The sequence below is a fragment of the Planosporangium spinosum genome, assembly GCF_049999945.1.
GTDB classification, from domain to species: Bacteria; Actinomycetota; Actinomycetes; order Mycobacteriales; family Micromonosporaceae; genus Planosporangium; species Planosporangium spinosum.
Genome location: NZ_JBLYUB010000002.1, coordinates 458,352 through 471,735 on the forward strand (window position 1 = coordinate 458,352; position 13,384 = coordinate 471,735).

Consider the following 13,384-nt stretch of genomic DNA (forward strand, 5'->3'; position numbering starts at 1 on the left):
CCGAACCACCCCCACGCCAAACACGCTCCTCCGGCGACCCGGAGCGGTCCCGGCCCCGGGTTTTACCCTCGGCCGCCGTCAACGTAGGTGCGCAGGTGCCGGGCGGTGAGCGTGTCACCGTTCACCGCCCCTGAAGCATCCTAGGATCCTGCCCCACTATCTGGACGGCGCGCACCCGTTTGGCCCTCGGGGCGGCGGGTACCGGCCGGACGTGCCGGACCAGCGCGAACGGTGGCCCGGGCTGCGGGCCGTACGCGCGGCGATCGCCCTTGGATTGCTGGCTGTCCTGGTCGTGATGCCGGGCGCCGACCTGTCGGCCCCGCAACAGGTGTGTACGGCGGACGCGTTGCAGGCCAAGGCGGTGGCCGGCCTGGCCAACTTCGCCGGTTGGCTGCGGCGCAACGGGGCCACCGGCTTCATCGGCGAGGTGGGCTGGCCGTCCAACCGGGACAGCGACCGGTGGAACGCGCTGGCCGACACGTGGTACACCGCCGCCGACCGGATCGGCCTTCCGGTGACGGCCTGGGCGGCCGGGTCGTGGCCGGCCGACTACCCGATGGCGATCTACCGGTCGGACAGCTGGTCGTCCGACGGGTCGGACGGCTTGTCGTCGCGGGCCGACGTACCCGGCCCGCAGGCGGCCGTCGTGGAGCGTCACCCCAGCACCGACCGCTACCCGCGGGGCGTGACGCTGGCGGCCGGCTCGTTCGCGGCGGCCGACGTGAACACCGCCTACGGAGGGGGAAACCCGGGCCGGTACGGCACCGACTACGAGTACGAGAGCCGGTCGACCTACGCCGATCTGGCCGACCACGGCGTACACCTGGTGCGGCTCGCGGTAACCTGGGAACGACTCCAGCCGGTTCCGTTCGGGCCGCTGTCGCGCGCCGAGCTGGCCCGGGTACGCACGGCCCTCGACCATGCCCACCGGGCACATCTCACAGTCGTCGTCGACCTGCACGGGTACGGGGAGTTCGCCGTGGGCGGTGGCACCCGCGGCCCGGTCCACCACCTCCTGCTCGGCTCCCGCCAGCTACCCACCACCGCGCTGGCCGACTTCTGGACCCGGATGTCACGGGCGACCGCCGACGCGCCGGCCGTCGTCGCCTACGGCCTCCTGAACGAGCCGACCCACCTGGCCGCCGACGGGCGGGCGGGTGCGCTGATCTGGGAGCGGGCCGCCCAGCAGGCAGTGGACGCGATCCGCGACACCGGGAGCGACGCCGCCGTGACCGTCAGCGGGTATCTACCGATGGGGCCGGGAGCCTGGGGCCAGATGCATCCGCGCGCCTGGATCGACGACCCGCTGCACCGGGTGGCGTACGAATCGCACGCCTACTTCGACAGTGACGGCAGTGGCCACTACGACGCCGGCTACGCCGAGGAGGTACGCCGGGTCCCCGCGCCGGTACCGGACCGGTGCCAGTGGCTGGTGCCCGTCACCCGGCAGGTCCTGCCGGCGGGTTGACCGTCACCGGCGCGCCCACCGGCCGACCGGACCCGGTCACCGGCCGCAGCAGGCCAGCCGGGCCAGCCGGATAGCGGGTCGGCCTGGTCAGCGGGTCAGCCGGTCATCGCGACAGGGTGACGCCCTCCACACCGGGCAGCCGTCGCAGCGACTCGGCGATCTGGGGCAGCGAGGCGGCCGCGGAGGGCTGCGCGGACAGTTCGATGAGCTGCTCGTGTTCGGCGTACGCGATCCGCAGCACGATGGCCCGCGGCAGCGCCGCCAGTACCCGCTGCTCCACCTCGTCGAGCCGGCTTCCGTGCTCCAACGTGACGCTCACCAGCAGGTTGCGGCGCAGCGGAAGGTAGTGGTGTTCGGCCTGCTTGACCAGCCACAGCACGCTGACCGTGAGGGCGGTGGTGACCACCGCGGCGCACCAGGCATGTAAGCCGACGGCCAGTCCGATCGCGGCGGTCACCCACAGCGAGGCGGCCGTGGTCAGGCCCCGGACGTTGACCCCCTCCTTGAAGATCGCGCCGCCGCCGAGGAACCCGATGCCGGTGACCACCTGGGCCGCCACCCGGGTCGGGTCGGTGTTGACCAGCCCCGCTCCGGCGAGCGTGAACAGGGTGGCGCCGAGCGCGACCAGCATGTGGGTACGCAGTCCCGCCGGCTGCGACCCGAACTCCCGCTCCAGCCCGACCACGGCGCCCAGCGCGGCGGCCATCGTGATCTGCCCGACGACCAGCAGGGCGCTCTCGACCACGTCGCTCACCTCTCGCTCCCCCGGATGACGTACCCGCTCACCCGCGAGAACTGCCCCGACTCCCGGAGTAACTTCCGGTCACTATCGGTGTTCCGATCGGGTGATGCGACGCAGACCTGAGGCATTGGCGGGGGGGCCGACGTCACCGGTACGAGCCGGCGGTGGGCACAGCACACCGGCCAGCCGGATCACCGGGCGGCCGGCACGGGCCCCCGGGTCACCAGGCGGCCGGCACGGGCCCCGGGTCACCGGGCGGCCGGCACGGGCCCCCGGGTCACCAGGCGGCCGGCACGGGCCCCCGGGTCACCAGGCGGCCGGCACGGGCCCCCGGGTCACCGGGCGACGACGTCGGGTACCGCCACCGGTTCGACCTCGACCGCCCCGACCGCGACCCGCCCTCGATGCGGTCCATCGTCAGCGGCGCGCGGGGCACTGAGGAGGCGGTGCGGCAGGCTCAGGGTCACGGCGAGCAGCGCGGTGGCGACGATGGCATCCACCCAGTAGTGGTTCGCCGTGCCCACCACCACGACCAGCGTGACGGCCGGGTGCGCCAACCAGCACCACCGCCACCGGTGCCGGGTGGTGACGATGATCCCGATGGCGACCATCAACGCCCATCCGACGTGCAGCGACGGCAGGGCCGCGTACTGGTTGGCCAGCTCGTCGGTCTGCGGCGGGCCGTAGACGGCCGGCCCGTAGACCGCGCCGGTATCGATCATCGAGATGCCGGCCAGCATGCGCGGCGGTGCCAGCGGCACCAGGACGTGGATGACGAAGGCGGCGGCGGTCAGGACGGCGAGCGACCGGCGGGCCCACCGGTAGTGCGCCGGGCGGCGCAGGTACATCCAGAGCAGGAACGCCGCGGTCGCCGGGAAGTGGACGTAGGCGTAGAAGATGTTGGCCCCGTGCACCAGCACGTCACTGTCCAGCAGGAGCGCCTGGACCGACCGTTCGCTCGGCAGGTGCAGCCAGCGTTCCAGGCCCCACGCCGCGCGCGCGTTGTGGAACGCCGTCGCGACCCGGTCGTCGACCGCCGCCCGGCCCAGCTTGTACGCGGTGAACAGGGTCGCCACGAGGACCAGTTCCCGTACCGGGTGGGGCCGGACGTCCGCGGCCGACGGCCGGTCCGCCCGATCGCGCTCCGGCACCGGCTCGGGCCCCGACGATCGGAGGGTACGACGTGCCGGGGCATCGGCGAGCAGGCGCATGCGGGTCCCTTCCACACGGCTACGCGGGCCGTTCGCCGGGTGGCGACCGCAACCCGGCGAACGTACCGGACAGCGAGGTGCGTCGGCGGCGGGCTCAGCGCCGGGCAGCCACACGTTCGCACCCAAGGGTGGCCGGCACCACCGACAGCGGTTCGCGACCACGCCCCGGTGGTGACGCGGGTCGCACCGGTCGTGCCGGAAGCCGCGCCGGCGGTGAGGCCAGCGCCGCCGGCGGCGCGGCAACGAGGGGATCGGGTACCGCGAACCGGCGACGCACGGTGAGCATGGTGACCCAGCCGACCGTCAACCCGACCACCACACTCGCCGCCAACATCATCGACGACCCGTGCAACAACCCCCCGAGCTGCCGCGACACCAGACCCAACAGCACATACAGGCCCGCCCACAGCGCCGAACCCACCGCCGAGTACCGCAGAAACCGCCCATACGGCATCCGCAGCCCACCCGCCGCCAACGGCACCAACGTGTTCAACACCGGCAGGAACGGCGCCACCACCAACACCCGGCCACCACCGTCCAACGCCCGCTCCGCGGCCACCCAGCGCGCCTCACCGATCCACGCACCCAACCGCCCCCGCCGGATCCGATCAGCGAACAACCGGCCGGCCACGTACGTCAACGACCACCCCACCAGGCAACCGGCGACCACCCACACCAGACCGAACACCCCGGCCAGCGGGGAACCCAACCCCACCACGGTCAACACCGCAACGTCACCCGGCACCGCGACCCCCACCAACGGAATCGCGTCCAGCACCATCACCACACCGAGCGCCACGTCGAGCAGCCCCGTCGGCAACCCCTGCAGCTGGCCTAACCAGTCGTCCACGATCATGACGTTATGGCGGGATGTAGATATGGCGCATCAGTATTAAGTCTTGATCGAACCCTGAGCCGACCCCGAGAAGGCGTAGGGGAGATCCACCTACCGGCGTAGGCGACCCGTGGCAGGCACGACGGCGGCGGCGTTCTCGGCGGAGGCCGGTGCCACCGGTGGGCGGCCGGGTCAGTCCAGAGCCGCCGCGCGCTGACCGGCCTGCTGCGGAGTCAGGAACTCGCCGTCCAGGACCACCGCCTCGAACAGCCCCAGCGGGACCGCCTCGAAGCCGGGCGCACCCAGCCGGCCGAACGCGTCCTCCGGCACCAGCTTGACCGAGGTCGCCACGACGATGGTCGGTACCGCGACGGCAAGCTCGCGGGTTCCGGCTATGTTGAGGACCGCGCCGGGCCCCACCGCGTCCGCACCGGCCAGCCCGACCACTCCGGTCCCCGGGCCGGGCGGCGCGAGCGAGTCGAGTACCGCCGAGACGAGGGCGCTGCCCGGTGCGGTCCGCACGGCGCAGCCGCGTTCGGTCAACAGTTTCACCGCCGTCGCGACGCTCCGGTCGACGTCGAAGTCCAGCCGCTCCCGCAGCGACCACAGCGCCGACCGGGGATCGGGGGCGTACGCCGCGCGTACGACGTGCCACATCGGAGCACACCAGGGCAGCCGGGCGGCGGCGAGATCGGCGGTGGCCCGCAGTCGGTCCCGGTCGTCGGCCAGTTCCCGCAGACCGTCGATGACCTGTCGGACAACCCCGGTCGCCCCGGAGGTCTCGTCCGCGAGGGCGGCGACCAGGCGCGGCGTCAGTGTGGGCGCGGACATGCGGATCGGGGGCTCCCTTCCCAGCGGGCTCAGCCAGCCCTGGCATCAGACACCCACAGTGGATCTTCGTCAAGCCGACGATGCGCCGGGTCGGTTCGCCGACGCCCAGTGGGGTGACGGCCGATCGGAACACGGCCGGTCGGAACTCGGCCAGCCGGAACGCGGCCAGCCGGAGCCTCGTTGCGCGGTCCGGCTCAGCAGATGCGCCCATCGTGCCACCGACGTCGCCCACCCGCAGTCCGGAGACCGCACCGCCCGGTCTCCGACCACACTGGACGAATTCCTCAGGTTGAGGGGGACAGAGGACGGGCGAACTCAGGGGTACGGCGGCCCCGGGACACCACGACCGAGGCCGGGCACACGATCGGCCGGGACGCCACGACCGGGGCGCCCCCGGCCGGGCGGCGCCACCACCAGGCGGCGCCGCCACCGGGCGGCGCCCCGGCCAGCGCCGGAAGGCCGACCGGGAAAGTCTCAGGATGGCCGGGCGCGGGCCGATTCGGCCGCCAAAGGTTGGGAGCGCATCATGTACAGACTCGTGCAATGGATTCCCGCAAAGATCCGAAACGTAGGGTCGCTGCTCGGCTACCTGGCGGCGGTCATCACGCTGAGTGTGGTCGGGCACCGCGCCGCCACCACGGCGCTGGCCGACCTCCCGGCCGACTCGCCGGCGCGTGCCAGCCTGCACACCCTGACCTCGCTCGCGGTCTGGCTGCCCGCACTGCTGCCCGTCCTCGTGTTCATCCAACTGTCGGTGCAGCTCACCGTGGTCAGAGGGCTGCGGCACGCGGCGCAGGTCGCGATGGCCGCGGCCGACGGCGACCTGACCCGCCGGATGGAGGTCATGGGCAAGGACGAACTGGCGCTGCTGGCCAGTTCGTTCAACACCATGACCACACAGGTGGGCGCCACCATCCGGGGCATGCGGGAGACCGCCGACGCGCTCGCGGCCGCCGCGCAGGGCCTGGAAGAGGCCAGCGCCAGCATGCAGGGGTCGGTACACGAGACCGCCGGCCAACTGGAGACCGTGCACAACTCGGCCCGGCGCTCGACCGACGACCTGGCCGGGATCACGACGAGTACCGACGAGATGCGGCGCGCGATCGCCGAGATCAGCACCAACACGTCCGCGGTGTCCACCGCGGCGGCCGGCGCCGTCGACACCGCCGAGCAGGCGGCCGTCAACGTCGAGCGGCTGCGCGAGTCCAGCCAGCAGATCAGCGACATGGTCGGCACGATCACCGGGATCGCCGCGCAGACCAACCTGCTCGCCCTCAACGCCACCATCGAGGCGGCGCGTGCCGGTGAGGCGGGGCGCGGCTTCGCCATCGTCGCCGGTGAGGTGAAGGAGCTGGCCACCGCGACCACCTCGGCCACCGAGGAGATCACGGCGAAGATCAACGGGATCCAGGCCGAGACCGCGCGCGCCGTCGAGGCGGTCGCCAGCATCGCCTCCGTGATCGCGTCGATCGCCGCCTACCAGCAGACCATCGCCTCCGCAGTGGAGCAGCAGACCGCCGCCACCCACGCGATGGCCGACGGCACCGACCACGCATCGCGCAGCTCCACGGCGGTCGCCACGGCCATCACGGGCGTGCGCGAAGCGGCCACCCGGGCCAGTGAGGCGACCGCGCAGACCCGCGAGGCGGCAACCCGGCTCGCCGCGATGTCGGCCAACCTGACCGGCCTGGCATCGTCGTTCCGCTGCTGACCGACCCGGCGCCGTCGTTCCCCCTACTGACGAGCCTGGCATCGTCGTCCCCGCGACTGACGGGCACGGCAGCGCGGCTGCGGCAGCAACGTCCGAGTACCTCGCCGACCGGGGACTGTCTGCGCGACGACCGGTCGACCTCGGCACCGTACCGGCCACCATCGCCGTCGTGACCGGCGTGCCCACCGGGTACCTCACGTGCACCGGTGGCCAGCCGACCGACCGTCATGAGCCTGAACGGGTTCACCGTCGGCCGCTGAGGACGGTTCGTCTCCGGCGACGGTGGGCGTGTGTCAGGGTGCGATCACACCGTCGCCGACGGGTACCTCGGCGACCTCCCGGTCCATCCAGGCCAGCTGCGCCTCCGCGGGCCGCGGCGCGCCGTACAGCCACCCCTGCACCAGGTCGCAGCCGAGCGCCCGCAACCGGTCACGCTGCCGGACCGTCTCTACGCCCTCGGCCACCACCTGCCGGCCCAGCGCGTGGGCCAGGGCGATGACGGCGCGGACGATCGCCTCGTTGTCGCCGTCCTCACCGACCCCGGCCAGGAAGGACCGGTCGATCTTCACGATCCGGGCAGGCAGGCGCCGCAGATAGGTCAACGACGAGTACCCGGTACCGAAGTCGTCGATGCACAGCGTCACACCGAGCTCCCGCAGCGCGTACAAGGTGGCCATCGCGCGCTCGGGGTCCTCCATCACCCGGGACTCCGTGATCTCCAGCCACAGCGCCGAGGCCGGCAACCCGGTCCGCTCCAGCACCCGCCGTACGGTGTCGACGAGGGTGGCGTCCCGCAGCTGACGGACCGAGACGTTCACGGACACGTGCAGCGGGCACAGGTCGCCCGGCCGCGCGGCGCGCCACCGGACCAGCTGCTCCACCGCCTCCTCCAGCAGCCAGGCTCCGCTGTCCACGATGAGCCCGGTGTCCTCCGCGATCGGGATGAACGCCAGCGGAGACACCGTGCCGAGTATCGGGTGGCGCCAGCGCATCAGCGCCTCGAACCCGGACAGCTCGTCGGTGGCCGGGTCGACGATCGGCTGGTAGTGCACCGACAACTCGCCCCGGTCCAGCGCTCCCCGCAGCGCCTGTTCCAGCTCCACCCGGGTACGCACCCGCTCGTACAGGGTCCGGTCGAACAGCGCGTACGCGTTGCGGCCGGAACTCTTCGCCTTGTACATCGCGGTGTCGGCGTCCCGGATCAGCTCCAGCGCGCCGGCGGCCCCGTCGGAGTGGGCGACCCCGATGGACGCGGTGATGGCGACCGGGCCGATGGAGAGCGCGAACGGCTCGGCGAAGTCGCGGAGCAGGCGCCGGGCCAGGGCCTCGGCGCGTGCCGACGGCGGAGCCGCCCCGGCCGGCCCAGCCAGCGATGCCGCCCCGGCCGGCCCAGCCAGCGATGCCGCCCCGGCCGGCCCAGCCAGCGATGCCACCTCGGCCGGAGCGGGTGACGGTCCCGGCCCCACCGGCGTGGTCTCGGCCGGCAACACGTCCGTGACCGGCGGTGGGGCGAGCAGGATGACGAACTCGTCGCCGCCGGTCCGGCAGACCAGGTCCCCGTCACGGACCGCGGCGCTCAGCCGGGCGGCGACCGCACACAGCAGTTCGTCACCCACCTTGTGGCCCCAGCTGTCGTTGACCATTTTGAACCGGTCAAGGTCGATGAAGAGCAGGCTGATCTCCTGCCCGCCGGCGACCGCGCGGTCGCACCAGCGGCGGATCGTCTCGGTGAGCAGCTCCCGGTTGGGCAGGTCGGTGAGGGCGTCGTGGGTCGCCCGGTGGTGGGCGGCCCGCTGGGCGCCGGCCCGGAAGTTGTTGGCCCGCACGAGGCGGAGCACGATCGTCACGGTCAGCAGGACCGACAGCGCCAGCCGGACCAGCCCGTTCCAGACCGTCGGCGGCGGCGACAGGATCGCCAGGGCGGCCGGCGCGATCAGGACGGCGGCGATCCCACCGACCCGGACGACGCCCAGGCGACGCCGGGTGCTCTGTTGCGGCTCGGTCAGCGTCCGGCTCGTCGGGTGCAACGCGGCCGCGCCCATCGTGAGGTACGCGGTGAGGATCAGCACGTCGAACAGCAGGAGCGACGGACCGGCCCCGTCCTCGCGGAGCGCGTACATCAGGTCCCCGGCGAACATCGCTCCGGCGCAGGAACCGATCAGCCACAGCGACGGCTTGCGGGCCCCGTCGGCGAACAGCAGCCGCGCCACGACGACCAGCAGCAGCACGTCCACCACGGGGAAGAACGCCGCCATGACCTGCGGCACGGTAGGCACCGTGGCCGACCCGATGCGCGGCGCGATGATGTACGCCCAGGCGGCCAGCGCCGCGCCGAGGCCGATGAGCAGCGCGTCGGCCCGGGCCGGGTCGTCGTCGGCCGCGCGCCGCCGCTGCCGGAGCATCTCGACCACGCCGTACGCGAAGCACAGGTAGCCCGGGACGACCAGCAGGTCGGGTACGAGCGCCGCGGGGCCGGGCGGGGTCGCGTCCGCGCCCGGAACGGTCAGCCGCAGGATCGCGCCGCCGAGAAAAGCCGTCTCCGCGGCGGCCATCGCCCACCACGGCCGCCGCGCGGCCACGGACCCGTGCCGGCGGGCACCGACGGCCGTGGCGGCGATCGTCGCCACCGCCACGGCAAGGTACAGCAGCGGGCGCAGCGCGGTCGGACCGTACGCGTACAGCCCGACCGCGAACCCACCGCAGGCCAGGAACGCCCACGCGGGCGCGGCGGGTCGAGACCCTGGCCGCATTGCGGGGCGAGGTGTCCTGGGTGGCCGAAGCATGCCGCCTTCCCTTGGTTCATACGGGTCGTGCCGTACCACCCCGATCGGCAGCTCCGACCCGTAATGAACCGAAAACGGCGATCAGCTCCGGATGCGGTGCGCGACCCAGACGTTGGGCTCCCGGTACACCCCGGTGTCGGCATCCCGGTCGACGACCAGCGGGGCGAGGCCGCCCGGTATCACGTACCCACCGCTGTCGGGCAGGGGCAGGTCGATCCATTCCTGCCACTGCGCGACGGTACCGGTGATCGTCATCGAGTCGTCGGCGATGCCCATCAGCTCCCCGCCCAGCTCCAGGTGCAGGCGCAGCCAGGGGTCGAAGACCCGCCCCTCCCCGGTACGCCAGGTGACGTAGCGCTCCATCGGCGTCAACGGGTAGCGGCTCTTGCACACCGGTCGGACCGGCGCGATCAGTGCCGCCGCCCCCGCCGCCTCAGCGGCCCGCTTCAGCCCGCCGATCATCTCCGCCGCGTACCCCAGCCCGGCGGCCTCGGGGGTCAGCGTGATCGACAGGGCGCACGCCGCCGTCGGGGCACCGCCCCGGGCGAGCAGGTCCGCACCCGCGGTGACCGCACCGTCCCATCCGGACGGCAGCCCGGCCGGGGTACCGTCCCAGGACAGCGGCACCGACAGGGCAGCGCCGAGCGTCTCGCCGGCGTCGTCGACCAGCAGCAGCTGGTGGGCGGGGTTGCGGGTCACCAGGTCGGTCAGATCGGCGTCGTGGCCCGGGCGGCCGGCGAGCATGAACACCGGCCAGCGCGTGCCGAGCACGCCCGGGATGGACGCGGCCAGCTCCGGCCGGTCGGCGAGGGCGACGATGCGGGCGCTCATACCGCGGCTCCGGTGGGTACCGGCCGGGCGGGGGTTTCGGACACCGGTGCCCGGTCGAAGGTGGCCGGTGCCCGGTCGAAGGTGGCCGCGTAGTACGTCTGCACGTCGACGGCGCTCAGGGTCACGCCCTCGGAATCGCCCAGCCGGCCGACCCGGCGGCCGACCGCGCGGGCGTCGTTGTAAGCGCACACGTCGAACGCCAGCACCGCCTCGACGTCGGCGCAGCGCCGCTCGACCGCGTCGCTCATGAGCTGGAACACGCCCCGCTCGGCGAAGCCGGGGTGGACCAGCGTGTACCCGAGGTAGTAGATCGCGCCCCGGGCGAACTGCTCCGGATAGCGGGCGGCGAAGTACTCCGGGCTGATCCAGGGCACCGCCGACAGGTCCGTGGTGAGCGTGGTCAACGCGATCGGTTCGCCGTCGTCGTCCCACACCACGTACTTGTCGATGAGGTGGTCGGTCATCTCCGCCGCGAACTCCTCGGCGGACAGCAGGTGGCGCGCGGCGGCCCGGGTACGGATCGGCTCGAAGGCCGCAACGTACAGCGGGTAGAACGTGGCGACGGTGTCCGCGTCGATGACGCGCTCGATGCTCAGCCTCATCGGGCACCCGCCCACGGCACGGTCTCGTACGCCGCGATCACCAGCGAGCACACCGGCTTGTCGACGCAGATCGCGCCGTTGAGCACCCACTGCGGCGCGGCGAACTCGTGCTCCCGGCCGGCGACGAGGTCGCGCAGGCTGGTCCGGATCGCGTTGGTCACGAGCTCCTCGCTGGTGCCCTCGTGCTCGACGAACAGCCCGCCGCCGCCGTCGTGGCGCTGGACCCAACCGATCCCGGCCCACGCCTGCTCACCCGGCGTGCTGGCCCGCTGCTCGGCGTACACGCAGTACAGCCGGTCGCCCCACTGCCCCACCGGTACCCGCGCCTGCCCGCTCGCGTCGACGCCGGTACGCGGCGGGATGACGCTGGACAGCCGGACCAGGTTGTAGTGCCCCAGGTCGACGGCCACGAGTGCCTCGTGGAAGGCGGACAGCGTGGTGCCGCCCGTGCCCGTGGCCCGAACCACCGGAATCTGGTCGTATACCGCTGAGGTGAACATGAAGCAGGGCTCTCCGATCGGCCTGTCGTGGTGTCGAGACACCGGCAATTCGGTCATCGCCGAGCCCGACCCGGGCCATGGAGACGTGGTGGTCGTGGCAGCGGTCCGCAACAGACCTGAGCGCCTGACCGCGCTCCGCGGCCCCGGGACGGGGCTCGGATTCCAGAGCGCGGGTTTCGCCTCTCGCTCCCCGCCAGGCCTCGGGCGACCAGTACGCCTGACGGATCTCAGCTCGCTCATCGGAGCTCGTTCGCATCCGACAGCAACCAGGATGGCATCCGAATTGCAACCCGACGTCGCCTTGTCGGGTTCGGGTGGAAAGCCGGCAAGGGGACATCCCGGTATCGATGGTGTGCCTGGTCACAGGCCAGCCGAGGTCGTGCCGTGGACCGGGCTCCCTGCAGATCTTGGAAAGTTGGGCGCCAATATTGGTGCCCAACTTTCCAAGATTGGAGACGTGGACCCCGACTCACGGGTCGGCCGTCACCCGGAAATCGGCAACCACCCCACAAAACGGTCGTGCAGGTCGCCGGCCGGGACGGCCCGCAGGTCCGCCGTGGCCTCCACGAGCGCGGCACTCAAGACCAGGGACAGCGAGACCGGGGTACCGACGTACTCGCCGAGCAGCTGACGCCGGCGACTCGGACACGGCCACGAGTACCCGCACCCCACGCACACCCAGCTCGGTCGGACCGGCTGATGCGCGGTCACCGACCGGACCGCCGAGGCAGCCGGGCCTGCCCAGGTCCACGCCCCGCAGAGCATCCCGGAGCGCCTCCTCGCGCTGCTCCGGGTCGGTATACGGGCCGACGGGTTCGGTCTCGAGCGAGGTTACGGGCGCGTAGTGGCGCGCCTTCATATTGGGCACGGGTCGGGACTCCTTCCCGATCAAGGCCCCTGGCCGGCGTCGCGACCGCCTACCAGGGGCCGCCTCATGGTGGCTACACGGTGACGCCCATAGCTTATTGGCATTGGGCCTATGGATACAGCACTATGAGCCCATAGTAGGATGGGACCTAGGCCAAGATCATGGACATGGCAACCTGCGATGGTGGCCGATCTGGTGAAGGCAATCGACAACTATCGGGCCGCGCAGAAGGCTCACGAGGACGCGAAGGCGGAAGTACCCGCCGCCTGGGCGCGCGTGGTCGAGCGGCGTAACGAACTGGCCGAGGCCATCGCCGAGGCATATCGTGACGGCCTGCGTCAGGTGGACATCATCCGGGTAACCGGCATGAGCCGCGAGCGGGTCCGGCAGATCCTGCGCGCGGCCGGCATCGAGGCCGACGACTGACCGCTTCCGACCGGCAACCACACGGCGGCGCGGCGGCCGATGCCGTCCCGCACCGGTGGCACATCCAGTCAGCCGACCGTCAGTAGGTCTGCACCTCGACCAGGTTGCCCTCCGGGTCGCGCAGGTACGCCGACCGCACGCCCCAGCCGGGGCGGTCCGCCGGAGGCGCCACGACCACGTCGGCCGGCATGCCGGCGACCACTTCGTCCACATCGAACACCGGCAGGACGAGCATGACCCCGCCGTGCCCACTCCCGGTCGGTACGACCACGTCGGCCGAGGCACGGCCGAGAATCGCCAGTACGGTGCCGGTGCCCAGGTCGAAACTCGCGTACGGGAACTCGGGGACGAGGCGCTCCGGGGACGCGCCGAACAGGTCCGCGTAGAAACGCACCGTCGCGTCGAAGTGGTCGGCGATCACCCGGGGATAGCACGTCATGCGCCGACCCTAGGCCGTGTTTCATAGGCCGGGCCGGAGCCACTCGTTGATGGCGACGACGTGGAGTGTGGCCAGGTAGCGCACGGCGAGTTTGTCGTAGCGGGTGGCCACACCACGATGACGTTTGAGCCGGTTGA

At 72.3% G+C, this 13,384-nt stretch carries 12 protein-coding genes and 1 pseudogene; 3 read left to right on the forward strand and 10 right to left on the reverse strand.

What is annotated here, in order from left to right:
• The first annotated feature begins 211 nt into the window (after window positions 1–211).
• Window positions 212–1,468 carry a glycoside hydrolase family 5 protein gene (locus ACNTMW_RS04855; RefSeq protein WP_426632118.1) on the forward strand — a complete coding sequence of 419 codons (1,257 nt, stop codon included), beginning with the start codon at window positions 212–214 and terminating at the stop codon, window positions 1,466–1,468.
• Window positions 1,469–1,571: 103 nt separating this feature from the next.
• Here ACNTMW_RS04855 and ACNTMW_RS04860 read toward each other — a convergent pair whose 3' ends face one another.
• The 4 genes from ACNTMW_RS04860 to ACNTMW_RS04875 form a co-directional block, all read right to left on the reverse strand.
• Window positions 1,572–2,222, reverse strand: coding sequence for an MgtC/SapB family protein (locus ACNTMW_RS04860; RefSeq protein ID WP_426632119.1), 651 nt, complete (start codon window positions 2,220–2,222; stop codon window positions 1,572–1,574).
• A gap of 323 nt (window positions 2,223–2,545) precedes the next feature.
• A complete protein-coding gene (locus ACNTMW_RS04865; protein WP_426632120.1) occupies window positions 2,546–3,421 on the reverse strand; it encodes a phosphatase PAP2 family protein in 876 nt (291 codons plus the stop codon).
• Window positions 3,422–3,515: 94 nt separating this feature from the next.
• The gene (locus tag ACNTMW_RS04870; protein ID WP_426632121.1) at window positions 3,516–4,271 is read right to left on the reverse strand and encodes a DedA family protein; all 756 of its coding nucleotides are present in this window, start codon (window positions 4,269–4,271) and stop codon (window positions 3,516–3,518) included.
• 177 nt (window positions 4,272–4,448) lie between these two features.
• Window positions 4,449–5,087 carry a hypothetical protein gene (locus ACNTMW_RS04875; protein ID WP_426632122.1) on the reverse strand — a complete coding sequence of 213 codons (639 nt, stop codon included), beginning with the start codon at window positions 5,085–5,087 and terminating at the stop codon, window positions 4,449–4,451.
• 526 nt (window positions 5,088–5,613) lie between these two features.
• Here ACNTMW_RS04875 and ACNTMW_RS04880 point away from each other — a divergent pair.
• Window positions 5,614–6,798, forward strand: coding sequence for a methyl-accepting chemotaxis protein (locus ACNTMW_RS04880; RefSeq protein WP_426632123.1), 1,185 nt, complete (start codon window positions 5,614–5,616; stop codon window positions 6,796–6,798).
• A 293-nt stretch (window positions 6,799–7,091) separates the two neighbouring features.
• On the opposite strand, the gene ACNTMW_RS04885 is transcribed toward ACNTMW_RS04880, so the two are convergent.
• The 4 genes from ACNTMW_RS04885 to ACNTMW_RS04900 form a co-directional block, all read right to left on the reverse strand.
• The gene (locus ACNTMW_RS04885; RefSeq protein ID WP_426632124.1) at window positions 7,092–9,548 is read right to left on the reverse strand and encodes a putative bifunctional diguanylate cyclase/phosphodiesterase; all 2,457 of its coding nucleotides are present in this window, start codon (window positions 9,546–9,548) and stop codon (window positions 7,092–7,094) included.
• Window positions 9,549–9,662: 114 nt separating this feature from the next.
• Complete coding sequence (locus ACNTMW_RS04890; protein WP_426632125.1) at window positions 9,663–10,412, reverse strand: hypothetical protein; 750 nt, start codon at window positions 10,410–10,412, stop codon at window positions 9,663–9,665.
• Window positions 10,409–11,014, reverse strand: coding sequence for a hypothetical protein (locus tag ACNTMW_RS04895; RefSeq protein ID WP_426632126.1), 606 nt, complete (start codon window positions 11,012–11,014; stop codon window positions 10,409–10,411). The genes ACNTMW_RS04890 and ACNTMW_RS04895 overlap by 4 nt, the downstream gene beginning before the upstream one ends.
• On the reverse strand, window positions 11,011–11,481 hold the full coding sequence (locus ACNTMW_RS04900) for a pyruvoyl-dependent arginine decarboxylase (protein ID WP_426632127.1): 471 nt from the start codon (window positions 11,479–11,481) through the stop codon (window positions 11,011–11,013). Before ACNTMW_RS04900 ends, ACNTMW_RS04895 begins: the two co-directional genes overlap by 4 nt.
• 1,081 nt (window positions 11,482–12,562) lie before the next feature.
• Here ACNTMW_RS04900 and ACNTMW_RS04905 point away from each other — a divergent pair.
• Complete coding sequence (locus ACNTMW_RS04905) at window positions 12,563–12,808, forward strand: hypothetical protein (protein ID WP_426632128.1); 246 nt, start codon at window positions 12,563–12,565, stop codon at window positions 12,806–12,808.
• Between the two features lie 79 nt (window positions 12,809–12,887).
• Here ACNTMW_RS04905 and ACNTMW_RS04910 read toward each other — a convergent pair whose 3' ends face one another.
• Window positions 12,888–13,247, reverse strand: coding sequence for a VOC family protein (locus ACNTMW_RS04910; protein WP_426632129.1), 360 nt, complete (start codon window positions 13,245–13,247; stop codon window positions 12,888–12,890).
• Window positions 13,248–13,268: 21 nt separating this feature from the next.
• Window positions 13,269–13,384, reverse strand: a pseudogene (locus tag ACNTMW_RS04915) (IS5 family transposase); the annotation flags it as partial.